This is a genomic window from Rugamonas apoptosis, from assembly GCF_014042355.1.
GTDB classification, from domain to species: Bacteria; Pseudomonadota; Gammaproteobacteria; order Burkholderiales; family Burkholderiaceae_D; genus Rugamonas; species Rugamonas apoptosis.
In genome coordinates this window covers 231,277-253,077 of the sequence record NZ_JACEZU010000007.1, presented here as the reverse complement: position 1 = coordinate 253,077, position 21,801 = coordinate 231,277, and the positions used below count along the sequence as shown (strand labels likewise).

The window sequence follows — 21,801 nt, the reverse complement described above, 5'->3', positions numbered from 1 at the left end:
TGCAAGCGCACTGCCTTCGTTTTCGCTGCGCCTGCGGCGCAGCCCCCTCGCCACGGTCATTTTGAAACAACCTCTTAGACTTCGCTTGCGATCGGGTCGGTATTGGCGATGGCTTTACCGCGTTCGGTACTGCGCGTATTGTAAAACGTTGCGGCGCTGCCCGACGCGAGAATCACGGCAATACCGGCCCAGCTGCGCCAGTCGAACACGTCGTCGAACACCAGCACACCCCACACGCTGGAAAATACGATGCCCGTATATTGCAGGTTGGCCACTACCAGCGTGCTGCCAAGGCGGTAGGCGCGCGTCATGGCCATCTGGGCGCTGGTGGCGCACACGCCTATGCCCAATAGCAGCAAGGCGCCGTGCATGGTGTCGATGGCGTGCCAGCCGGATTGGCCGGGCGCACTGGCCAACATGGTACCGGCCGCGCCAGCCACCAGGTTCATGACGGAGAAATAGAACACCACCCGGTATTCGGGCTCACCGGCCAGGCCCAGCTTGCGCACCTGCAGGTAGGCCATGGCCGACAGCAGGCTGGAACTGAGCGCGATCAGGGCCGGCGTCAACTGGTTGGCGTGAAAGGCCGGTTGCAGCAGCAGCGTGACGCCGACAAAGCTCATGCCGACGGCGGCCAGCAGCGGCCATTCCACATGGTTTTTCGCGTGCCACCAGCCGGCGGCGAACAGGAACACGGCGATCCAGATTGGCGCCATGTAGTTGAGGGTCATGGCCGTGGCCAGCGGCAGGCGGGCGATGGCCCAGAACCACAGCCACAGCGACAGCACGCCCACCAAGCCGCGCCACAGGTGGGCGCCGGCCATGGTGGTGCGCAGGCTGCCTCCTTGCAGCCGGATCATGCAGAAAAGAGTGGTGACGCCGATCACGCCCCGGTAGAACACGATCTCCGAGGTGGCGAACTGCTCGGAGGCCAGCTTCACGCACACCCCCATGGCGGCGAACATAAAACTGGCAAACAACATCCAAAGCGACTGCATCGACTATCCGGTTGCTACAGCGTGATCTTGCCGCGATACCACTCATGGAAGTGCTGCATACCGTCTTCCATCGGCGACTGGTAGGGACCGGCGTCCGTCGTGCCCCGGTCCATCAGGGCCTTGCGGCCGGCGTCCATGCGCAGCGCGATCTCGTCGTCCTCGACCACGGTTTCCATGTAGGCGGCCCGTTCGGCCTCGATGAATTCGCGCTCGAACAGCACGATCTCCTCGGGATAGTAGAACTCCACCACGTTCTTGGTGCGCTGCGGACCTTCCGGCCACAGGGTCGAGACGATCAGCACGTGCGGATACCATTCCACCATGATGTTGGGGTAGAGCGTGAGCCAGATGGCACCGTAGGGCGGTGCTTCGCCGCCACGGAACTTGAGCACCTGCTCCTGCCAGCGCTTGTAGATGTCGGAACCGGCCTTGGTCAGGCCCCGGTTCACGCCCACCGTCTGCACGCTGTAGTCGCGGCCGAATTCCCAGCGCAGGTCTTCGCAGCTGACAAAGCTGCCCAGGCCAGGGTGGAACGGTTCGACGTGGTAGTCCTCCAGGTAGACTTCGATGAAGGTCTTCCAGTTGTAATTGCAGGTCTGGACTTCCACATGGTCGAACATATAGCCCGAGAAATCGAGGTCCTTGGTGACGGACAATGCCTTGAGCTGCTCCATGACGTTATAGCCGTTCTGCTCGAACAGCAGGCCGTTCCAGTTTTGCAGCTGGGTCTTGGGCAGGTTCAGGCAGGGCGTCGTCTCGAAGTGGGGCGCGCCGATCAGCTCGCCCTTGAGGTCGTAGGTCCAGCGGTGCAGCGGGCAGACGATGTTGTCGGCGTGGCCGCGGCCATTGAACATCAGCGCCTGGCGGTGGCGGCACACGTTGGACACCAGCTCCACGCCGCTGGCGTTGCGCACCAGCATGCGCCCTTCGTTTTCGGAAACGAGGGTCGCATAGTCGCCGGCGTTCGGCACCATCAGTTCGTGGCCCACGTAGCGTGGCCCCGTCTGGAATAATTGTTGTATTTCGCGCTGCAACAGCGCGTCGTCAAAATAGACGTTAACCGGAAGTTGCGCTTCAGTCGGCGCGAGCTTGGCGTGGCTACCCAGATCGGACATCCAAACCCCCCTTAATATGTGCATCAAACCAAAGAGAGACAGAATCCGTAAAGACCTGAATTCAAGTTGTTGAAAATGGTATTTCGGACAGAACCGGCGATTATACCGTGTTTCCACCCCCTTTGCGGGCGCGACGGCGCCCATCTGCCCCGGGCTTGATCCGGCAGCGCTGTACCGGGGCCGGCGCCGGGCGATTGCGATAAAATCTAGTTTTCCCAGCCGATGGCGGGCGCAGGCGCCGCGCCAGGCGGGGTCATTAGTTCCACCGGATAAGTTGGTTTGTTCTAAAATAACGGGCTACACTGCGCCCGCAGCGCTGTTTTTTGCACAACTCGGGCGCGTTTTGCCTGTAAAGATCCGAATTCTATGTCTAAGAAATCTAGCGCGGACGCCGCGCAAACGGCCGCGCCGCCCGCTTCGTTTGAGGAAGCGATGGCCGAACTGGCCCAACTGGTGGCCCAAATGGAGGCCGGCCAGCTGCCGCTGGAAGCGTCGGTGGCGGCCTATCAGCGCGGTTCGGAGCTGGTGAAATACTGCGCCCAGCAGCTCGACAAGGTGGAATCCCAGGTTAAGGTGCGGGAAGGGGACATGCTCAAACCGTTCGCCGACAACCAGGAGGAACTGGCATGACGCCCGCGTTCGACGATTGGATGAAAACCGTGCAGGCCGCTTCCGAGCGCGACCTGGGCGCCTACCTGCCGGCGCCGGACGTGGTGCCGGCCAAGCTGCACGAAGCCATGCGCTATGCGCTGCTGGGCGGCGGCAAGCGGGTGCGCCCACTGCTGGTGTACGCGGCCGGCGCCCTGTTCGGCGCCGACGAACAATTACTGAGCCGGGCGGCGGCGGCCGTGGAAATGATCCACGCCTATTCGCTGGTGCATGACGACATGCCTTGCATGGACGACGACGCGCTGCGCCGCGGCAAACCCACCGTGCATGTGGCCTACGACGAGGCCACGGCCCTGCTGGTGGGCGACGCGCTGCAATCGCAAGCGTTCCTGGTGCTGTCGGAAGCGGCGCCGTGCGAGCGGCTGGTGCCCATGCTGCGCCTGCTGGCGCATGCCTCCGGCTCGGCCGGCATGTGCGGCGGCCAGGCCATCGATCTGGACAGCGTGGGCCTGAGCCTGACGCTGGAGCAGCTGGAGCAGATGCACCAGCTGAAAACGGGCGCCTTGCTGCGCGCCTCCGTCGTGCTGGGCGCGCTGGCCGGCAAGACGCTGGACGCGGCCGAAACGGCGGCCCTGAACACCTACGCGCGCGCCATCGGCCTGGCATTCCAGGTGGTGGACGATGTGCTCGATGCGACGGCCGATTCGGCCACGCTGGGCAAGACGGCCGGCAAGGACGCGGCCGACAACAAGCCGACCTATGTCTCCATCCTCGGCCTGGAACCTTCGCGCGCGCTGGCGCAACAATTGCGGCTCGATGCGCACGCGGCGCTCGCGCCGTTCGGTGACAAAGCGCTGCGCTTACGCGAACTCGCGGATTTGATCGTGCAGCGGAAGGCATAAGAATATGAAATTGCTCGAAAACATAGATTCCCCGGCCGACGTGCGCAAGCTGGCACGCCACCAGCTCACCCCGCTGGCCCACGAACTGCGCCACTACCTGCTCGATTCCGTCTCCAAGACGGGCGGCCACCTGTCGTCCAACCTGGGCACGGTGGAACTGACGGTGGCACTGCACTACGTGTTCAACACGCCGCATGACCGCATCGTGTGGGACGTGGGCCACCAGACCTACTCGCACAAGATCCTCACGGGCCGGCGCGAGCGCATGCACACGTTGCGCCAGCTGGACGGCATTTCCGGCTTCCCCAAGCGCGACGAGAGCGAATACGACACCTTCGGCACGGCCCACTCGTCGACCTCGATCTCGGCCGCGCTGGGCATGGCGCAGGCAGCCAAGATCAAGGGCGAGCAGCGCCACGCCATCGCCGTGATCGGCGACGGCTCCATGACGGCCGGCATGGCCTTCGAGGCGCTCAACAACGCCGGCGTGCAGGAAGACCTGAACCTGCTGGTGATCCTGAACGACAACGACATGTCGATCTCGCCACCCGTGGGCGCCTTGAACCGCTACCTGGCGCGCCTGATGTCGGGCCAGTTCTACGCGGCCGCCAAGAACGTGGGCAAGTCCGTGCTGCCGGGGCCCGTGCTGGAGCTGGCCAAGCGGCTGGAAGAACACGCCAAGGGCATGGTGGTGCCGGCCACCATGTTCGAGGAATTCGGCTTCAACTACATCGGCCCCATCGACGGCCACGACCTCGAATCGCTGATCCCCACGCTGCAGAACATCAAGCACCTCAAGGGCCCGCAATTCCTGCATGTGGTGACCAAGAAGGGCCAGGGCTACAAGCTGGCCGAGGCCGAGCCTATCTTGTACCACGGCACCGGCAAGTTCAATCCGGCTGAAGGCATCAAGCCGGCCACGGCGCCCGGCAAGATTACCTACACGGAAGTATTCGGCAACTGGCTGTGTGACATGGCCGCCGCCGACAAGCGCCTGGTCGGCATCACCCCCGCCATGCGTGAAGGCTCGGGCATGGTGCGCTTCGAGCAGCAGTTCCCGGACCGTTATTTCGACGTCGGCATCGCCGAGCAGCATTCCGTCACCTTTGGCGCCGGCCTGGCCTGTGAAGGACTGAAACCGGTGGTGGCGATCTATTCCACCTTCCTGCAACGGGCCTACGACCAGTTGATCCACGACGTGGCGCTGCAGAACCTGGACGTGACGTTCGCGCTGGACCGTGCCGGCCTGGTGGGCGCGGACGGCGCCACCCACGCCGGTAACTACGACCTGGCTTATTTGCGCTGCATTCCCAACATGGTCGTCATGGCCGCGTCGGACGAGAACGAATGCCGCCAGATGCTCACCACCGGCTACCAGTACAACGGCCCGGCCGCGATCCGCTATCCACGCGGCGCCGGCATCGGCGCGGCCATCGAGCAAGCGCTGACGACCATAGCAATCGGCAAGGGCGAGATCAAGCGCCAGGGCCAGAAGATCGCCATCCTGGCGTTCGGCTCGATGGTGGCGCCGGCCGTCAAGGCGGCCGCCTCGCTCGACGCCACGGTGGCCAATATGCGCTTCGTCAAGCCGCTGGACGTGGAACTGGTCAAGCAACTGGCCGCCGAACACGACTACCTGGTGACGGTGGAAGAGGGGTGCATCATGGGCGGCGCCGGCGCCGCCGTGGCCGAGGCGCTGGCCGCCGAAGGCATCGTCAAGCCCGTGCTCATGCTGGGCCTGCCCGACAAATTCATCGACCATGGCGACCCGGCCAAGCTGCTGGCTGGCGTGGGGCTGGACGCGGACGGCATCGCCGCCTCGATCCGCCAGCGCTTCGGCGCCGACGTGCCCCGGCTGGTCGTCAACAACGGCTGATCACCGCTCCGCCCGCCGGACTGACCGGGGGCGAAAAGAAATGGGGACGTAACACAATTTCGAAAACCGGAATTAGTGTTACGTCCCCATTTTTTCTGCTCGCTGCTCGCGGCCTTGCGCCCACTCCGCTTCGATCCTATATTGATATAAATCGTTTATATCGGCGCATGGCTGGCCGTGGCGGCCCCGCGCGGGGAGGGCGGCATGTACCGGGTTTCCATGTGGACGGCGGTTCTGTTGTTTTGCTGCGGCGCGGTACGGGGCCAGGTGCCGGAATCGGGGCGCTGGCAGGAGCTGCGCTTTTCCGCCGATGCGGTGGACAGCCAGGTCGAGGACCGCTACATCGAACGCGTGGTGGGGCTGGCGGCCGATGGCAAGCTCGATGACGATCCCGTCCTGCTGGCCCGTCTGCGCGCCATCAGCGCCGGTTTGATACGGGCCGCCATCGCGCTCAAGCCGGAAGCGGCCCAATGGCAGTGGGAACTGCATACCACCAGCGATCCCGAGGTTGATGCCGTCTGCATGGCGGGCGGAAAAATCCTCGTCGGCAGCGCTTTCGTACGCCAGTTGGCAGCGGACGATGGCGAACTTGCCACCTTGCTGGGCCATGAGGTGGCCCACGCCGTGGCCGAGCATGCGCGCGAGACTTTGTCCGAAGCGTTCTTGCTGGCACGCCGGCCGCCGCTGCCGCTGGACGTGCTGTTGGAACGGCTCGACACCGACCTGTCGCTGCAAATCCGGCTGTCCGATCTGTCGTCCATGCAAGAGAGTGAGGCTGACCAGTTGGGCATGGTGCTGGCCTACCGGGCCGGTTGGCCGCCGGTGGCCATGGTCCGTTTCTATGCCAAGCTGGCGGCCCAGGAGTCGGCCGCGCTGATCGCCGACCACCCGGCCGCCGCTTCCCGCCTCAGCATGGCCAAGGGCATGGCGCTGTTGCTGGGCGCCGACGCGCCGCTGGCTGCGGCGCCTTGAAACTCTTCGCTGGCTGCGGCACCCTGAAACTCGCCGCTGGCCGCCTACGGCTTGAGCGCCGCTTCGATCGCCGTGCGGATCGCCGCCATATCGCATTGGATGGCGAAATGGCCGCACTCACTATCGAGCAAGGTCATACGCGCATGCAGCAGCGGCGCCAGCGCCTGCGCCGCGCCCGGATTGATCAACTGGTCCTGTCGCGCGTTGATCAGGTGGACGCGCGCGCGCACCCGGGCCGCCGCCTGTTCCAGCCCTTGCGGCCCGCCCGGCCCGGCGCCGATGTCTTGAGTGAGCAGGGCGCGGATTTGCGCCAGGTTGTCGTTGGCGTCGGGCGCTTCCGGGTCGGGCGCCACCGTCTCGTGCAAAAATTTGTCGAAGCCGGCCGGCGCCGTCATGCGCTGGCGGTAGTCGGGCGAGCTGGCGTTCAGCGCGAACACCATCTGGAACAGTGGTAGCGGCGGGTTGCGCTGGTAGTCACCGCCGGCGAAGGTGGCGTCGGTGGCGATGGCCTGTTCGGCCGTGCGCCAGAACAGCAGGTCGTAGCTGGACAGGCGCGGCGTGGCGGCGATGGGAATGGCGATGTCGATGAAGCGGGGATGGCTCACCATCCACTGGAGCGTCTGCATGCCGCCCATGGAGTAGCCGACCATGGCCCGCAGGTGGTGAATGCCCAGTTTCTCCGTCAGCAGCCGGTGCTCACTGGCCACCATGTCGCGGATGGTGAAGGCGGGGAAGGCCTTGCCATGCTGGCTGGTGCTGTTGGACGGCGAGCACGATACGCCGTTGCCCAGCGCGTCAACCAGGATCACGAAGTACGGAGCCGGATCGAACAGGCCTTGCGGGCCCAATATCTCCAGCAGCTGTGCGCTGGTGCCCGTGTGCCAGGTGGGTACCAGGACGGCGTTGTCGCGCGCCGCGTTGAGCGTGCCCAGCGTGCGGTAGCCGAGCTGGCAATCGTGGATGACGGCACCGTTCTCCAGCGTCACGTCGCCGAGGCGGGCGAATTGCTGGGGCGCCGCGGGCGTCGGGGCGCCAGCGCGCGCGTGCGCGGCCAGCAAGGCGCTGCATAACAGCAAGGCCCGCGCGATGGCGGACGTCGAGGCACAGCGTGACGTCATGCGTACTCCTGGGGGCGCGGGCCGGTTACCTTACCCGCGTTTGCGCTCGTGCTGCCACAGCACGTCGCTGCCGCCGTCGAAGCGGTTGAGCACGCGCGACAGCACGAATATCAGGTCCGACAGCCGGTTCACATACTGGCGCGGATGGTCGTGGATGGTTTCAGCCTTGCCCAGCGTGACGATGGCCCGTTCCGCGCGGCGGCACACGGTGCGGCACACGTGGGCCACGGCGGCCGCCCGCGAGCCGGCCGGCAGGATGAATTCCGTCAGCGCCGGCAAGTCGGCGTTGTACTTGGCCAGCAGGTCGTCGAGCCGGGCCACGTGGGCATCCGTGATCATCTGGTAGCCGGGGATGCACAACTCACCGCCCAGGTCGAACAGGTCGTGCTGGATCGTCACCAGTTCCTCGCGCAGGTCGTCGGGCATGGCTTCGCACAGCAGCAGGCCAATGTTGGAATTGAGTTCGTCCACGTCGCCCATGGCGTGCACCCGCACGCTGTCCTTGTCGGTGCGCGTGCCGTCGCCCAGGCCGGTGGTGCCGTTGTCGCCGGTGCGGGTGGCGATCTTGGAGAGTCGGTTGCCCATGATGGTTCCTGATCCGTGAAAAGATGTGAGGATACGCCAAAACCCCGCCCGCCACCCGATTTCCCCCACCGCCGACGCGGCGAATCGCGTCCAGAGTCAGCGCCAATTGATCGCCCGGCGCGACGGCGACGCCGTTTGTGCTTACAATCGACGTCTATCGACTTGTTCCCACCGCCGCCATGCACACCGCTTCCCCCGACCCGGCCAACCTGTTCATCCGCCGGCAGCAAGTGGCCGACGCCCTGCGCGCCGTGCTGCCCGCGCGCTGCGTGCTGGCTGAGCCGGAGGATACCCGTCCCTACGAATGCGACGGGCTGGCGGCCTACCGCCAGCTACCCATGGTGGTGGTGTTGCCCGACAGCGAGGCGCAGGTGATCGCCATCGTCAACGTGTGCCGCCAACTGGGCGTGCCGATCGTGCCGCGCGGCGCCGGCACCGGCCTGTCCGGCGGCGCCATGCCGATCGCGGATGGGGTGGTGCTGTCCACGGCGCGCATGAACCAGGTGGTCCGCATGGATGCCTACGCCCGCACGGCCGTGGTGCAGCCGGGCGTGCGCAACCTGGCCATTTCCGACGCCGCCGCCCGCCACGACCTGTACTACGCGCCCGACCCTTCGTCCCAGATCGCCTGCACCATCGGCGGCAACGTGGCCGAGAACTCGGGCGGCGTGCACTGCCTGAAATACGGCCTGACGGTGCATAACGTGCTGCGGGTACGCATGGTCACCATCGAAGGCGAGGTGGTGGAACTGGGCGGCGAATCGCTCGACGCGCCGGGCCTGGACCTGCTGGCCGTGTTCATCGGCTCCGAAGGCATGCTGGGCATCGTGACGGAAGTGACGGTGCGGCTGATTCCCAAACCGTCCACGGCGCGCGTGATCATGGCGTCGTTCAGCGAAGTGGGGGCCGGCTGCAACGCCGTGGCTGACCTGATCGCGGCTGGCATCATCCCGGCCGGGCTGGAGATGATGGACCAGACTTCGGCCCGCATGGTGGAGCCGTTCTGCAAGGCCGGCTACGACACGGAGGCCGCCGCCATCCTGCTATGCGAGGCTGACGGCACGGTGGAGGAGGTGGAGGAGGACATCGCGCGCATGACGGCCGTGCTGCAGGCGGCCGGCGCCAGCGCCATCGCCGTGTCGCAGGACGAGGCCGAGCGGTTGCGCTTCTGGTCCGGCCGCAAGAACGCGTTTCCGGCCGCCGGCCGCATCTCGCCCGATTACTACTGCATGGACGGCACCATTCCCCGCAAGCGGCTGGCCGAAGTGCTGGCCGGGATCGCGCGCATGGAGAGCAAGTATGGCCTGCGCTGCGCCAACGTGTTCCATGCCGGCGACGGCAACCTGCACCCGCTGATCCTGTTCGACGCCAACCAACCTGACGAATTCGCGCGGGCCGAGGCGTTCGGCGCCGAGATCCTGGCGATGAGCGTGGAAGTGGGCGGCACCATCACGGGCGAACACGGCGTGGGTATCGAGAAGATCAATTCCATGTGCGAGCAGTTCACGCCCCAGGAGCTGGAAGCGTTTTTCGCCGTCAAGCGCGCCTTCGACCCGGTGAAGCTGCTCAATCCCGACAAGGCGATACCAACCCTGAACCGCTGCGCCGACATGGGCAAGATGCGGGTCACGGGCGGGGTACTGAAATTCCCCGGTTTGCCGCGTTTCTGACGGAGTCACTTTGCAAGCGATTATCAACCAATACCAAGAGCAGATCCGCGCCGCCACGGCCGCCGGCACGCCGCTGCGCCTGCGCGGCGGCGGCACCAAGGACTGGTACGGCAACATGCCCACCGGCCAATTGCTGGACGCGCGCGCCTACCACGGCGTGCTCGCTTACGAACCGACGGAACTGGTGATCACGGCCCGCTGCGGCACGCCGCTGGCCGAGATCGAAGCGCTGCTGGCCGAACAGGGGCAGATGCTGGCCTTTGAACCGCCCCGTTACGGCGCCGTCTCCACCATCGGCGGCGTGGTGGCGGCCGCGCTGTCCGGCCCGCGCCGCGCCAGCGCCGGCGCCGCGCGCGACTTCGTGCTGGGCGCGGCCTTGATGGACGGGCGGGGCGAGTTGCTCTGCTTCGGCGGGCAGGTGATGAAGAACGTGGCCGGCTATGACGTGTCGCGCCTGCTGGCCGGCTCGCTCGGCACGCTGGGCCTGATCATGGATGTGTCGCTCAAGGTGCTGCCGTTGCCCGTGTGCGAGGCCAGCATCCGCTTCGAGCTGTCGGAAATCGACGCGCTGCGGCGCCTGAACGAGTGGGGCGGCCAGCCGCTGCCCATCTCGGCCAGCTGCTGGCACGACGGCATCCTTTCGCTGCGCCTGTCCGGCGCCGAAGCGGCCGTCGGCGCCGCGCGGCGCAAGCTGGGGGGCCAGCCGGTCGAACATGACGGGGCGTTCTGGGCCAGCCTGCGCGACCAGCGCCACGCCTTTTTCGACGGCGGCGAGTTGTGGCGGCTGTCGGTGCCGTCGGCCGCCAGCGCGCTGGTGATGAAAGGTGCACAGTTGATCGAGTGGGGCGGGGCGCAGCGCTGGCTGCGGGTGGCCGGCGGCGACGCGGCCAGCATCCGCCGCACGGTCAGCGCCGTGGGTGGGCACGCCACGCTGTTCCGGGGCGGCGACCGCAGCGCGGGCGTGTTCCAGCCGCTGGCGCCGGCCGTGGCGGCCATCCATCAGCGGCTCAAGGCCAGCTTCGACCCGGCCGGTATCTTCAATCCCGGCCGCATGTATTGACGGAGTCCCATGCAAACCCATCTCGCCGATTTCATCAAGAACACGCGCGACGGCGACGAAGCCGACGCCATCCTGCGCGCCTGCGTGCACTGCGGCTTTTGCACGGCCACCTGTCCCACCTACCAGTTGCTGGGCGATGAACTGGACGGGCCGCGCGGGCGCATCTACCTGATCAAGCAGGTGCTGGAAGGGGCGCCCGTCACGGCCAAGACCCAGAGCCACCTGGACCGCTGCCTGACCTGCCGCAATTGCGAATCGACCTGCCCGTCCGGCGTCAAATATGGGCGGCTGGTCGACATCGGCCGCAAGGTGGTCGAGCAGCGCGTGCAGCGCCCGCTGGCCGAACGGCTCAAACGCGCCGTGTTGAAAGAAGCGCTGCCGCGCAGCTGGGTGTTCAAGCCGGCGTTGCGGGCGGGCCAGTTGCTGCGGCCCTTGCTGTCCAAGCCCTGGCAGGACAAGATCCCGCACGTGCAAGGCGCGGGCCAGCGTCCCACGGGGGCGCATGCACGCAAGATGCTGGTGCTGGAAGGCTGCACCCAGCCGGGCATGGCGCCCAATATCAACAGCGCCACGGCGCGTGTATTGGACGCGCTGGGCGTGCAGTTGTTGAGCGCACCCAGGGCCGGCTGCTGCGGCGCGCTGCGCTACCATCTGAACGACCAGGATGGCGGCCTGGATGACATGCGCCGCAACATCGACGCCTGGTGGCCCTACGTGGAAGGCACGGAGGGCGTGCCGCGGGTGGAAGCGATCGTGATGACGGCGTCCGGCTGCGGCGCCACCGTCAAGGAATACGGCCACTTGCTGGCGCACGATGCCGCATACGCGGCCAAGGCCGAACGCATTTCGGCGTTGACGCGCGACCTGAGCGAGGTAATGCCGGAATTCGAGGAGGAACTGGGGCGCAAGCTGCGCGGCAAAATCAGCGAGCGCGTGGCCTACCACCCGCCTTGCACGCTGCAGCACGGCCAGCAGATACGCGGCAAGGTGGAAGGTGTGCTGCGCGCGGCTGGTGTGGACGTGAAGCTGTGCGCGGACAGCCATTTGTGCTGCGGCTCGGCTGGCACCTATTCGCTGTTGCAGCCGGAATTATCGTTGCAACTGCGCGACCGCAAGCTGGCCAACCTGGCGGACACGGGGGCGGAAGTGATCGTGTCGGCCAACGTGGGCTGCCAGGCCCACCTGCAATCGGGCACGGACACGCCCGTGCAGCACTGGATAGAACTGATCGACCGCGCGCTGGCTTCCTAGTGGGGCGCCGGCGCCCGCTTATTCCACTTCCTTCAGCACTTTCTCCACCGTCGCCAGACGCGATTTCAGCTCGCTCAGCGTGGCGTCCATGGAAGCCAGGCGGCGCGCCGTTTCCGCTTGCGCGGCGGCCGCCTGTTCGGCGATCTGGCGGTAGGCGTTGTCGTTGGCCAGGCGCGCCTTGGCCTGCTGGATGGCGGCATAGGAGCGCATGCCGAACACCACCACAATGGTGGCGAGTGGCAGGCAGATCGTCAGAAGAAATACACTTTCGGACATGATGGCCTCTACGTTTCAGTATGGTTGGTCAGGGATTGCGCTGCCTGCGCGATGGCGGCCGGGGTCAGTTCGACGTCGAACGGGGCCGCCTCAAAAAACTTGAGCGCCTTGCCGTCCGGGGACAGTTCCAGCTGGCTGGTCACCAGGCCCGCGTCTTCCAGCTTTTGCAGGTGCAGGTGCAGCAGCGGGCGGCTGATGCCCAGCTCGCGCGCCAGCTGGCTGACGTAGTTGCGTCCGCCCGATTCCAGCATCGCGATGATGCGCAGCCGGTGCGGATTGGCCAGCGCCGACAGCGTGGCCAGCAGCCGGTCTCCGTCGAGTTGTAATGTTTTCGTTTTCACGTGTAAAGAATATCTTACACATGGGGATAAGGCAAGCGAGTTCACCATGGCGCGGTGTGAACCAAAATTGGGGACGGACCCCAATTAGCGCTCGCGCTAATTGGGGTCCGTCCCCAATTTTGGTTCACACCGCGAGCTAAGTCAGCGGTTCCTGAATATCGGGCAGAAGTCCGGGTTGCCGGTCACGCTGGGGCCGGGCGTGCCGTCCGGCTTGAGCTCCTTGAGCCAGCCGTCCGGATGGGCCGGCGTGGGCCGCTTGCCGCAGTTGGTGTGCACCCAGTGGATGCCCACGCCTTTCGTATAAAGCTGGCCGCACACGCCGATCCGGTCGTTCACGCGGATCGCGTTGAGCGGGGCGGGGATGCCGGCCTGGTTGCGGTCGAAACCGGGTACGAACACATTGTCGATGGCGACGTCGTAGATGCGGCCATCCTGGTCCGCCTTCATCGTCAGGTGCGTGTGCGACAGTTCCACGCCCTTGCGGTACTGGCCGTGGGCGAACGCGGGGCCGCGCACCACCACGCCGGTACGGTAGGAACCGGCGGCGGCGCTGCAATCGCCGGCTTCGTCGGCGTAGGCGCTGGTGGCGGCGGTGGTGGTGATAAGCAGGCAGGCCGCCAGCAGGGTCTTGTTCATCTGGTTTCTCCTTGTGGTCAATTCAGCCCGCCGCGAACAGCGGGAACTGGGCGTCGCCGTCGGCATCCGCGCCGTGCAGGGTGACGATGGGCGGCAGTTGCGCGGCCGCCTGCCAGAGCGGGGCGCTGTCGAATGCGGCCACCCAGGGCAGCACTTCGTCGGCCGGCATGGGGCGGGCGATGCCGTAGCCCTGGGCCAGGTCGCAGCCCAGCCGCATCAGCATGGCGCCATGTTCCACCGTCTCCACGCCCTCGGCGATGATGCGCATGCCGAACGAGCGCGCCAGGTTGATGATGGCCGACACCAGGTGCAAATCTTCCCGGTCCACCAGCATGGCGCGCACGAAGCTCTGGTCGATCTTCAGCGTGTCGGCCGGCAGCCGCTTGAGGTAGGACAGCGACGAATAGCCGGTGCCGAAATCGTCCAGCGCGAAGCTGATGCCTTGCCGCTGGCAGGCCTGCATGATGGCGCGCACGTGGGCCACGTCGCTCAGGGCCGACGATTCCAGGATCTCCAGTTCCAGCATGGCCGGCGGCACGTCCGGGAATTCGGCCAGGATGGCGCCCAGGCGCTCGACGAAATCGGCGCGCTGGAAGTGGCGCGCCGCGATGTTGACGCTCACCACCCAGTGCGGCGCCTCGGCGCGCCACGTTTGCAGCTGGCGCAACGCTTCGCGCAGCACCCATTCGCCTATGTCGACGATGATGTCGCTGTGCTCGACGATGGGCAGGAACTCCATCGGCCCCACCAGGCCGCGCAGCGGGTGCTGCCAGCGCAGCAGCGCCTCCATGCCGATGATACGGCCCGAGCGCATGTCCAGCTTGGGCTGGTAGTGCAGCCGCAACTGGCCTGCCCGCAGCGCGGCGCGCACCTCGGTGCGGCGGTTGTGGTGGGTGCGCACCTGCTCGTCCAGGTCGGCGTCGAAGAAGTGATAGCGGTTGCGGCCCGTGAGCTTGGCCTGGTACAGGGCCTGGTCGGCCTGGCGCAGCAGGTGGTCGGCGCTGGCCTCGTTGCCGGTGTAGATGGCCACCCCCACGCTGGCCGACATCTTCACCACTTCGCCTTCGCACAGGTAGTCGCGTTCCAGCGCCGCCATCAGCCGCAGCAGCAGCTGGCCGATGGCGGTCCGTTCGCCCAGTTCCGGCAGCAGCAGCACGAATTCGTCGCCGCCCAGGCGCGCCACGTACTGGCGCTGTTCGGCCAGGTCGTGCAGGCGGCTGGCCACTTGCGTCAGCAGCGCGTCGCCCACGGCCTGGCCCAGGCTGTCGTTCACTTGCTGGAAGTGGTCCAGGTCGAACAGGCATACGGCCAGCCGGTAGCCGCCTTCGCGGGCACGCGCGATCTCGTGCTCGAAGCGGGCCGCCAGCGCGCTGCGGTTGGGCAGGCCGGTGAGGACGTCGTGGCTGCTTTGCCACGACATCTGCTGGATCAGCTGGCGCCGTTCGCTCACGTCGCGGAACACCAGCACCATGCCATGCACGGCGCCATTGGCCGAGCGGATGGCGGCGGCCGTGTATTCGATGGTGGCCAGCGCGCCAGACAAGTGGCGCAAGGCCTGGTTGGCCATCTTGACGGCGGCGCCGCCGGCGCAGATGGCATCCGTGGCCTTGAGCAGCGTGTGCTGGCCGAAGTTATTGGCCAGTGCGAACACCTGGTGCAGTTCCATGCCGCGCGCCTGTTCCTCGCTGCGTCCGGTGAGCGCTTGCGCCACGGCGTTGACGGTGGCGATGCGGCCGGCTGTGTCGGTGGTGATGACGGCGTCGCCGATCGACGCCAGCGTCACTTCGATGCGCTCCTTCTCCTCCCGCAGTTGCTGCTGGCTGCGCCGCAGGGTGTGCACCAGCGCCGCTACTTTCTCGGCCATGTTGTTGAAGGTGCGTGCCAGCGCGCGCGCCTCCAGCGTGCCGCGCACCGGCATGCGCACGGCGTAGTCGCCGTTCTGGAAACGGTCGGTGGCCTGTTGCAGCCGGCGCAGCATGCGCTGGTTGAGGCACACGAGTACGCCCAGCAGCGCGTAGATGATGGTGATGTTGATGGCCGAGATCACGGCTTGCTGGCGCACCGTGTGCCACACGGCGTTCAGCGGCGCGGTGGGGGAAAAACGCAGCGCCAGCGTGGCGTGCGGGCCGAGGGCGTGTTCCATGGACAGCGCCGGCACCGTGTCCAGGGCGGCGAACCAGTCCGGGTGGCGCACCGGCGACGGCGCCGCGCGCAGCGCTTCCAGGTGGCCGCCGGGGTAGTCGAGGTGAACGTCGGCCACGTCGGGGTTGAGCAGCAGGGCGCCGGCCAGGGTGGCGTCGAGCGCGGCGCGGTCGCGCGCGGCCAGCGCCGGCTGCAGCGCCGTGCTCAGATAGCTTTCCAGTTCGCGCGCCTGGCGCCGGTAGTGCGCGCCGGCCGCCTGCGACTCACTGTCGACCAGCAGCGTGTAACGCACGCCCGTGACGACGGCGATGATGACGAAGATCGGCAGGAACAGGCGGGAATAGATCCCCATCCGCGACCAGCGCGACAGTAGTTTCCCCAGCAGAGGCATAGATGGTCGATATCATCCGGCGAATTGATCCACCCTTATTATTACCGAATAGTTAATTCTCCGGCATTTTATTTTGCCGTTTGTAAAGTTCATGCCGGCATTGGGCGTGCGCCCTGTCCACTCGCTTGCACCTTGCAAGCAATGGCGCGACCGGGCGCTATTCGGCCAGCAGCTTTTCAATGTCGGCGATCAGTTCCTCCGGCTTGGTGGCCGGCGCGTAGCGCTTGTAGACGGTGCCGTCCTTGCGCACCAGGAATTTGGTGAAATTCCACTTGATGCCTTCCGTACCCAGCAGGCCGGGCGCGTCCTTCTTGAGCTGCTTGAACAGGGGATGGGCCTGGCTGCCGTTCACGTCCACCTTGGCGAACATGGGGAAGCTGACGCCGTAGTTCTTTTCGCAGAAAGCGCCGATCTCGTCGGCCGAACCCGGTTCCTGGGCGCCGAACTGATTGCACGGAAAGCCCAGCACCACGGCGCCCTTGTCCTTGAATTGCGCGTACACGGCCTCCAGGCCCTGGTACTGGGGCGTGAAGCCGCACTTGCTGGCCGTGTTGACGATCAATAGCACCTGGCCCTTGTATTGGCTCAGGCTCACAGGTTTGCCGGACAGGGTGTCCGCTTCCAGGTCGAAAATAGTGTGCATCAGATGATTCCCAAATGTTCGGTGCCGGCCGACAGGTCGCGCGTCTTGGCGGCCTTGCCTTCCAGCTTGATGGTGAGGCGCAAATCGTTAACGGAGTCGGCGTTGCGCAGCGCATCCTCATAGGTTATCAGATCGGCTTCGTGCAGGTCGAACAGCGACTGGTCGAAGGTCTGCATGCCCAGTTCGCGCGACTTCTTCATCAGCTCCTTGATCTCGTGCACCTGGCCCTTGAAGATCAGGTCCGAGATCAGCGGCGAATTGAGCATGATCTCGATGGCCACGGCGCGGCCCTTGCTCTCCTTGCGCGGAATCAGGCGCTGGGAAATCATGCCGCGCAGGTTGAGCGACAAGTCCATCAGCAATTGCTGGCGGCGCTCCTCGGGGAAGAAGTTGATGATGCGGTCCAGCGCCTGGTTGGCGCTGTTGGCGTGCAGCGTGGCCAGGCACAAGTGGCCCGTCTCGGCGAAGGCGATGGCGTGGTCCATGGTCTGGCGGTCGCGGATCTCGCCGATCTGGATCACGTCCGGCGCCTGGCGCAGCGTGTTTTTCAGCGCCACTTCCCAGTCCTCCGTATCGACCCCCACCTCGCGCTGGGTGACGATGCAGTTCTTGTGCGGGTGGACGTATTCGACCGGGTCTTCGATGGTGATGATATGGCCGTAGCTGTTCTCGTTACGGTAGCCCACCATGGCCGCCAGCGTGGTCGATTTACCTGAACCGGTGGCGCCCACCATGATCACCAGGCCCCGCTTGGACATCACGACGTCCTTCAGCACTTCCGGCAAGCCCAGGTCTTCCAGCTTGGGGATCTCGCTGGTGATGGTCCGCAGCACCATGCCCACCGAACTCATTTGCACGAAGGCCGAAACCCGGAACCGTCCCAGGTCGCCGGGGCTGATGGCGAAGTTGGCTTCCTTGGTCAGCTCGAAGTTGGCGGTCTGCTTGTCGTTCATGATGGAGCGTGCCAGGTCGGCCGTGTGGGCGGCCGACAGGGCCTGGGCCGACACGGGCGTCATCTTGCCGTCGATCTTGATGGCGGGCGGGAAGCCGGCCGTGATGAACAAGTCCGAGCCCTTCTTGCTGAGCATCAGGCGCAGCAGGTCGAACATGAATTTTGATGCCTGGTCGCGTTCCATGGTGCGCTCCTGGTTGATGGAAGGCGGGGTCAGTTCCGGCAATCGGCCAAGGACGCATCGTCCTTGGCCGATTGCCGGAACTGACCCCGGTGTTTGATGTTCAGCCAGGGAAGTTGTCCGGCGTCTTGGCGGCCGAACGCGCGGCGGCCGACGAGATCACGTTGCGCCGCACCAGGTCCGTCAGGGTCTGGTCCAGCGTCTGCATGCCCACGTTGCTGCCGGTCTGGATGGCCGAATACATTTGCGCGATCTTGGCTTCGCGGATCAGGTTGCGGATGGCCGGTGTGGCCACCATGATCTCGTGCGCGGCGACCCGGCCCGAACCGTCCTTGGTCTTGAGCAGGGTTTGCGAAATGACGGCCTGCAGCGATTCGGACAGCATGGCCCGCACCATCTCCTTCTCATCGGCCGGGAACACGTCGACGATACGGTCGATGGTCTTGGCGGCCGACGAAGTGTGCAGGGTGCCGAACACCAGGTGGCCCGTCTCGGCCGCCGACAGCGCCAGGCGGATGGTTTCCAGGTCGCGCAACTCGCCCACCAGGATCACGTCCGGATCTTCCCGCAAGGCCGAGCGCAGCGCGTTGTTGAACGACAGCGTGTGCGGTCCCACTTCGCGCTGGTTGATCAGGCACTTCTTCGATTCATGCACGAATTCGATCGGGTCTTCGATGGTGAGGATGTGGCCATACTCGTTCTCGTTGACGTGGTTGACCATGGCCGCCAGCGTGGTCGATTTACCGGAACCGGTCGGTCCCGTCACCAGCACCAGGCCGCGCGGCTTGAGCGACAGCTCGGCGAAGATCTTGGGGCAGTTCAGCTCTTCCAGGCTGAGGATCTTGGACGGAATCGTGCGCAGCACGGCCGAGGCGCCCCGTTCCTGGTTGTAGGCGTTGACGCGGAAGCGCGCCAGGCCGGGGATGGCGAACGAGAAGTCGCATTCCAGCATTTCCTCGTAGGCCTTGCGCTGGCCATCGTTCATGATGTCATAGATCATGCCGTGCACATCCTTGTGCTCCAGCGGCGGCAGATTGATGCGCCGCACGTCGCCATGCACCCGTATCATGGGCGGCAAGCCGGCCGACAGGTGCAAGTCCGAGGCCTTGTTCTTGACGGAGAATGCCAGCAGTTCTGAAATGTCCATTTATAATCCCTGTGCCTGTTGTCGGGCGCGCGCCGGGACGGCTCACCGGTGCGGCGGTTTGTTCAGCCGATAGTGTAACTGTCCGCTGATCGCCGTGCGTTCATCGCTCACTGCTTATTGCCTACTGCTCATTGCCAACTGCTCATTGCCTACTGCTCATTGCCCACTGATTATGTCCACAATCGCCCAGAACTTGCAAGCCATCGGCGGCACAATAATTGCCGCATTACAAGAGTGTGGCCGTCCGCCCGGCGCCGTCCAGTTGCTGGCCGTGTCCAAGACGTTCGGGCCGGAAGCCGTGCTGGAAGCGGTGCGGGCCGGCCAGCTGGCGTTTGGTGAAAACTACCTGCAGGAAGCGCTCGACAAGATCGCCGCTGTGGCCGCTGGCGCGCCCGGCGCGGCGCTGGAATGGCACTTTATCGGTCCCATCCAGAGCAACAAGACCCGGCCCATCGCCGAGCATTTCGATTGGGTGCATACGGTCGACCGGCTCAAGATCGCCCAGCGCCTGTCCGAGCAGCGCCCGGCGGATAAGGCGCCGCTGAACATCTGCCTGCAAGTGAACATCAGCGGCGAGGCCAGTAAAAGCGGCGCGGCGCCCGAGGAAGTGGCCGCGCTGGCCGCGCAAGTGGCGGCCTTGCCCAATTTGCGGCTGCGCGGCTTGATGGCGATTCCCGAACCGGCTGACAGTATGGAACAACAGCGAGCCCCGTTCGCCCGACTGCGCGCGCTGTATGAGCAGTTGCGCGCCGCTGGCATCCCGCTCGACACGCTGTCGATGGGCATGTCGGCCGACCTGCACGCGGCCGTCGTCGAAGGGGCCACCATCGTGCGCATCGGCAGCGCCATATTCGGATCACGCAACTACCATTAAACGAGAGAGCGACATGAAAATAGCATTTATCGGCGGCGGCAATATGGCATCGGCCCTGATCGCGGGCCTGGCGGGCAAGCTGACGGCGGGCCAGAACATCCACGTGGTCGACCCCAACGGCGCCGCGCTGGACCAGTTGCGCGCCAAGTTCGGCGTGACCACGGCCAGCGCCGCCGGCGGCGAACTGGCGGGGCGCGACGTGATCGTGCTGGCCGTCAAGCCGCAAAGCATGCGCGAAGTGGCGGCCCAGTTGCTGCCGCTGCTGGACAAGAACACGCCGCCGCTGGTGCTGTCGATCGCGGCCGGCATCCGCGCCGCCGACCTGTCGCGCTGGCTGGGCGGCTACGGCGCCATCGTGCGCTGCATGCCCAACACGCCAGCCCTGATCGGGCAGGGCATCACGGGCATGGTGGCCACGGCCGGCGTGAGCGCCGCGCAGAAGGACGCGGCCGACGCCATCCTGAAAGCCGTGGGCCAGACCGTGTGGCTGGACGACGAAGCGCAGATCGACCCCGTGACGGCTGTCTCGGGCAGCGGCCCGGCCTATGTGTTCTACTTCATCGAAGCGATGCAGCAGGCGGCGGCGGAACTGGGCCTGAGCGCGGAGCAGGGCAAGCAGCTGGCGCTGGCCACCTTCACCGGCGCGGCGCAATTGGCCGCGCAGTCGGACGAACCGGTGTCGCTGCTGCGCGAGCGCGTCACGTCCAAGGGCGGCACCACGTACGCGGCCTTGACCAGCATGGAAGCCAGCGGCGTGAAGGCGGCCATCATCACGGCCGTGAAAGCGGCGGCCCAGCGCGGCAAGGAGCTGGGCGACGAGTTGGGCGGCGCCGCCTGAACTATGACGTCAACATCGCCGCCGGCCCGCATGGCGGCGATCCGGGTGCGGATCTGGGATCAGGCCGGCGTGGTGGCTGGGGAGTATCATGACGGCTACACAACATTCGGGAGGCAATATGGCCAATCGCAGAATCTTCATCATGCGTGCCGTGGCGGGCCTGGCTGCCGCCGGCCTGGGCCGGCTGGCCGTGGCCGACGAACGTACGGCGCTGCGCGAGGATGACCCCAAGGCGCTGGAATTCGGCTACGTGACGGAGACGGCCCGGGTGGATCAGGCCAGGTTCCCCGAGCACCAGCCCGACCAGCGATGTTCCAAATGCCAGATCTACGAGGATGGCCCGGATGGCAAGGGCGGCTGCCCGCTGTTCCCCGGCAAGCTGGTGCTGGCTGGCGGCTGGTGCAGCGCGTTTAGCTGAGCCGCTCAGTTGCCCTTAGCTGCTCCTTAGTTACTTTTTTCGTCGCCCAGGTATTTCTGGTAGATGGCGTTGTAGCGCCCGGTGTCCCTCAAGTGCTTGAGGCCGGCGTTAAAGTCGTCGCGCACATGGCTGTCGCGGAACACGGGACGGTAATCCATGGGGTTGAGCTTGACGAAGCCATGCTCCTGGGTGGGCTTGAGCGGCACCCCGTGCTCGCGCTTCAGTTGCAAGCTGAAGTATTTGAAGATGTTGCGATCGCTGAGCACCAGGTCATAGCGGCCCTTTTCCAGCGTGAGCACTTGCAGCGCCTGGTCGTTCTGTTCGAAATACAGGCCCGCCTCCTTGACCGGCCCCAGCCAGTCGGGATAACGCTTGGCGGCGCCGGCGAAGGCGATCACGCGCAGCCCCCGCAAGTCCTGCGGGCCGCGGATCGCCAGATGGCGTTCCTTGAGGCTGATGAACACGTTGTCATACAGGACGGCGGGGTCGCCATACCAGCCGCCGGCGGCAGTCATGTCCTCGCCCAGGTCCGTCATGGCCGCGTCCACCATCCGCCCCTTGAAGGCGATGGGCACCCGGGCGAACGGGAAATACTGGGGCTTGAGCAAGTGGCCCCGGTAGGCCAGCGCTTCGCCGATGACCTCCAGTTCGATGCCGGAGTTGGTTTCCGGAAAGCAGAACGGGGGGATTTTTTCGCCGAAAGCCATCTTCACTTCCACCGCCCCGGCGGGCGGCAACGCGATACAGGCCGCCAGCACGGCGAGCAGACGATAGGGCAAGCGAGACGACATGACGTTCCAGGTTCG

Annotated in this window: 22 protein-coding genes; 10 read left to right on the top strand and 12 right to left on the bottom strand. The window is 65.8% G+C overall.

Annotation, left to right across the window (positions count from 1 at the left end):
- Nucleotides 1-74 precede the first annotated feature (74 nt).
- A complete protein-coding gene (locus H3H39_RS15725) occupies nt 75-998 on the bottom strand; it encodes a DMT family transporter (RefSeq protein ID WP_182154334.1) in 924 nt (307 codons plus the stop codon).
- A gap of 14 nt (nt 999-1,012) precedes the next feature.
- The gene (locus tag H3H39_RS15720; protein WP_182154333.1) at nt 1,013-2,113 is read right to left on the bottom strand and encodes an aromatic ring-hydroxylating oxygenase subunit alpha; all 1,101 of its coding nucleotides are present in this window, start codon (nt 2,111-2,113) and stop codon (nt 1,013-1,015) included.
- 366 nt (nt 2,114-2,479) lie between these two features.
- Here H3H39_RS15720 and H3H39_RS15715 point away from each other — a divergent pair, with 366 nt between their 5' ends.
- From H3H39_RS15715 to H3H39_RS15700, 4 genes are all read left to right on the top strand, one after another.
- The gene (locus H3H39_RS15715; protein WP_182154332.1) at nt 2,480-2,743 is read left to right on the top strand and encodes an exodeoxyribonuclease VII small subunit; all 264 of its coding nucleotides are present in this window, start codon (nt 2,480-2,482) and stop codon (nt 2,741-2,743) included.
- Nucleotides 2,740-3,624 (top strand): polyprenyl synthetase family protein, encoded by an 885-nt coding sequence (locus tag H3H39_RS15710; protein WP_182154331.1) that lies wholly within the window; start codon nt 2,740-2,742, stop codon nt 3,622-3,624. The genes H3H39_RS15715 and H3H39_RS15710 overlap by 4 nt, the downstream gene beginning before the upstream one ends.
- Nucleotides 3,625-3,628: 4 nt before the next feature.
- Nucleotides 3,629-5,500: a 1-deoxy-D-xylulose-5-phosphate synthase gene (dxs, locus tag H3H39_RS15705; protein WP_182154330.1), complete on the top strand. Its 1,872-nt coding sequence runs from the start codon at nt 3,629-3,631 to the stop codon at nt 5,498-5,500.
- A 204-nt stretch (nt 5,501-5,704) separates the two neighbouring features.
- Nucleotides 5,705-6,472 (top strand): M48 family metalloprotease, encoded by a 768-nt coding sequence (locus H3H39_RS15700; protein WP_182154329.1) that lies wholly within the window; start codon nt 5,705-5,707, stop codon nt 6,470-6,472.
- A gap of 44 nt (nt 6,473-6,516) precedes the next feature.
- On the opposite strand, the gene H3H39_RS15695 is transcribed toward H3H39_RS15700, so the two are convergent.
- Both H3H39_RS15695 and H3H39_RS15690 read right to left on the bottom strand, forming a co-directional pair.
- Entirely contained in the window at nt 6,517-7,590 is a 1,074-nt protein-coding gene (locus tag H3H39_RS15695) for an alpha/beta fold hydrolase (protein WP_182154328.1), read from the bottom strand.
- A 30-nt stretch (nt 7,591-7,620) separates the two neighbouring features.
- Nucleotides 7,621-8,175 (bottom strand): cob(I)yrinic acid a,c-diamide adenosyltransferase, encoded by a 555-nt coding sequence (locus H3H39_RS15690; protein WP_182154327.1) that lies wholly within the window; start codon nt 8,173-8,175, stop codon nt 7,621-7,623.
- Between the two features lie 179 nt (nt 8,176-8,354).
- Between H3H39_RS15690 and H3H39_RS15685 the strand changes: the two genes are divergently transcribed.
- From H3H39_RS15685 to glcF, 3 genes are read left to right on the top strand one after another with little or no spacing between them, the layout of a single operon-like run.
- The gene (locus H3H39_RS15685; protein WP_182154326.1) at nt 8,355-9,845 is read left to right on the top strand and encodes an FAD-linked oxidase C-terminal domain-containing protein; all 1,491 of its coding nucleotides are present in this window, start codon (nt 8,355-8,357) and stop codon (nt 9,843-9,845) included.
- 10 nt (nt 9,846-9,855) lie between these two features.
- Entirely contained in the window at nt 9,856-10,905 is a 1,050-nt protein-coding gene (gene glcE, locus H3H39_RS15680) for a glycolate oxidase subunit GlcE (RefSeq protein WP_182154325.1), read from the top strand.
- A gap of 9 nt (nt 10,906-10,914) precedes the next feature.
- Complete coding sequence (glcF, locus tag H3H39_RS15675) at nt 10,915-12,156, top strand: glycolate oxidase subunit GlcF (protein ID WP_182154324.1); 1,242 nt, start codon at nt 10,915-10,917, stop codon at nt 12,154-12,156.
- An 18-nt stretch (nt 12,157-12,174) separates the two neighbouring features.
- Here glcF and H3H39_RS15670 read toward each other — a convergent pair whose 3' ends face one another.
- From H3H39_RS15670 to H3H39_RS15640, 7 genes are all read right to left on the bottom strand, one after another.
- Complete coding sequence (locus H3H39_RS15670) at nt 12,175-12,432, bottom strand: hypothetical protein (protein WP_182154323.1); 258 nt, start codon at nt 12,430-12,432, stop codon at nt 12,175-12,177.
- Between the two features lie 8 nt (nt 12,433-12,440).
- Complete coding sequence (locus H3H39_RS15665; RefSeq protein ID WP_311196932.1) at nt 12,441-12,773, bottom strand: ArsR/SmtB family transcription factor; 333 nt, start codon at nt 12,771-12,773, stop codon at nt 12,441-12,443.
- Nucleotides 12,774-12,914: 141 nt separating this feature from the next.
- Complete coding sequence (locus tag H3H39_RS15660; RefSeq protein WP_182154321.1) at nt 12,915-13,409, bottom strand: hypothetical protein; 495 nt, start codon at nt 13,407-13,409, stop codon at nt 12,915-12,917.
- A 22-nt stretch (nt 13,410-13,431) separates the two neighbouring features.
- A complete protein-coding gene (locus H3H39_RS15655; RefSeq protein ID WP_182154320.1) occupies nt 13,432-15,903 on the bottom strand; it encodes a putative bifunctional diguanylate cyclase/phosphodiesterase in 2,472 nt (823 codons plus the stop codon).
- A 196-nt stretch (nt 15,904-16,099) separates the two neighbouring features.
- Nucleotides 16,100-16,585, bottom strand: coding sequence for a glutathione peroxidase (locus H3H39_RS15650; RefSeq protein ID WP_182154319.1), 486 nt, complete (start codon nt 16,583-16,585; stop codon nt 16,100-16,102).
- Nucleotides 16,585-17,721, bottom strand: coding sequence for a PilT/PilU family type 4a pilus ATPase (locus tag H3H39_RS15645; RefSeq protein WP_182154318.1), 1,137 nt, complete (start codon nt 17,719-17,721; stop codon nt 16,585-16,587). The genes H3H39_RS15650 and H3H39_RS15645 overlap by 1 nt, the downstream gene beginning before the upstream one ends.
- Nucleotides 17,722-17,821: 100 nt before the next feature.
- Nucleotides 17,822-18,865: a type IV pilus twitching motility protein PilT gene (locus H3H39_RS15640; RefSeq protein ID WP_182154317.1), complete on the bottom strand. Its 1,044-nt coding sequence runs from the start codon at nt 18,863-18,865 to the stop codon at nt 17,822-17,824.
- A gap of 172 nt (nt 18,866-19,037) precedes the next feature.
- Here H3H39_RS15640 and H3H39_RS15635 point away from each other — a divergent pair, with 172 nt between their 5' ends.
- The 3 genes from H3H39_RS15635 (at nt 19,038) to H3H39_RS15625 (ending at nt 20,995) form a co-directional block, all read left to right on the top strand.
- Nucleotides 19,038-19,739, top strand: coding sequence for a YggS family pyridoxal phosphate-dependent enzyme (locus tag H3H39_RS15635; protein ID WP_182154316.1), 702 nt, complete (start codon nt 19,038-19,040; stop codon nt 19,737-19,739).
- 13 nt (nt 19,740-19,752) lie between these two features.
- The gene (gene proC, locus H3H39_RS15630; RefSeq protein ID WP_182154315.1) at nt 19,753-20,577 is read left to right on the top strand and encodes a pyrroline-5-carboxylate reductase; all 825 of its coding nucleotides are present in this window, start codon (nt 19,753-19,755) and stop codon (nt 20,575-20,577) included.
- A 118-nt stretch (nt 20,578-20,695) separates the two neighbouring features.
- On the top strand, nt 20,696-20,995 hold the full coding sequence (locus H3H39_RS15625) for a high-potential iron-sulfur protein (protein WP_182154314.1): 300 nt from the start codon (nt 20,696-20,698) through the stop codon (nt 20,993-20,995).
- A 26-nt stretch (nt 20,996-21,021) separates the two neighbouring features.
- Here the strand turns inward: H3H39_RS15625 and H3H39_RS15620 are convergent, their stop codons facing one another.
- Entirely contained in the window at nt 21,022-21,786 is a 765-nt protein-coding gene (locus H3H39_RS15620) for a substrate-binding periplasmic protein (protein WP_182154313.1), read from the bottom strand.
- Nucleotides 21,787-21,801: the final 15 nt, after the last annotated feature.

Coding starts and splice junctions, on each gene's coding strand:
- H3H39_RS15725 (WP_182154334.1), bottom strand. CDS start 998: ATGCAGTCGCTTTGGATGTTGTTTGCCAGTTTTATGTTCGCCGCCATG.
- H3H39_RS15720 (WP_182154333.1), bottom strand. CDS start 2,113: ATGTCCGATCTGGGTAGCCACGCCAAGCTCGCGCCGACTGAAGCGCAA.
- H3H39_RS15715 (WP_182154332.1), top strand. CDS start 2,480: ATGTCTAAGAAATCTAGCGCGGACGCCGCGCAAACGGCCGCGCCGCCC.
- H3H39_RS15710 (WP_182154331.1), top strand. CDS start 2,740: ATGACGCCCGCGTTCGACGATTGGATGAAAACCGTGCAGGCCGCTTCC.
- dxs (WP_182154330.1), top strand. CDS start 3,629: ATGAAATTGCTCGAAAACATAGATTCCCCGGCCGACGTGCGCAAGCTG.
- H3H39_RS15700 (WP_182154329.1), top strand. CDS start 5,705: ATGTACCGGGTTTCCATGTGGACGGCGGTTCTGTTGTTTTGCTGCGGC.
- H3H39_RS15695 (WP_182154328.1), bottom strand. CDS start 7,590: ATGACGTCACGCTGTGCCTCGACGTCCGCCATCGCGCGGGCCTTGCTG.
- H3H39_RS15690 (WP_182154327.1), bottom strand. CDS start 8,175: ATGGGCAACCGACTCTCCAAGATCGCCACCCGCACCGGCGACAACGGC.
- H3H39_RS15685 (WP_182154326.1), top strand. CDS start 8,355: ATGCACACCGCTTCCCCCGACCCGGCCAACCTGTTCATCCGCCGGCAG.
- glcF (WP_182154324.1), top strand. CDS start 10,915: ATGCAAACCCATCTCGCCGATTTCATCAAGAACACGCGCGACGGCGAC.
- H3H39_RS15670 (WP_182154323.1), bottom strand. CDS start 12,432: ATGTCCGAAAGTGTATTTCTTCTGACGATCTGCCTGCCACTCGCCACC.
- H3H39_RS15660 (WP_182154321.1), bottom strand. CDS start 13,409: ATGAACAAGACCCTGCTGGCGGCCTGCCTGCTTATCACCACCACCGCC.
- H3H39_RS15655 (WP_182154320.1), bottom strand. CDS start 15,903: ATGGGGATCTATTCCCGCCTGTTCCTGCCGATCTTCGTCATCATCGCC.
- H3H39_RS15650 (WP_182154319.1), bottom strand. CDS start 16,585: ATGCACACTATTTTCGACCTGGAAGCGGACACCCTGTCCGGCAAACCT.
- H3H39_RS15645 (WP_182154318.1), bottom strand. CDS start 17,721: ATGGAACGCGACCAGGCATCAAAATTCATGTTCGACCTGCTGCGCCTG.
- H3H39_RS15640 (WP_182154317.1), bottom strand. CDS start 18,865: ATGGACATTTCAGAACTGCTGGCATTCTCCGTCAAGAACAAGGCCTCG.
- H3H39_RS15635 (WP_182154316.1), top strand. CDS start 19,038: ATGTCCACAATCGCCCAGAACTTGCAAGCCATCGGCGGCACAATAATT.
- proC (WP_182154315.1), top strand. CDS start 19,753: ATGAAAATAGCATTTATCGGCGGCGGCAATATGGCATCGGCCCTGATC.
- H3H39_RS15625 (WP_182154314.1), top strand. CDS start 20,696: ATGGCCAATCGCAGAATCTTCATCATGCGTGCCGTGGCGGGCCTGGCT.
- H3H39_RS15620 (WP_182154313.1), bottom strand. CDS start 21,786: ATGTCGTCTCGCTTGCCCTATCGTCTGCTCGCCGTGCTGGCGGCCTGT.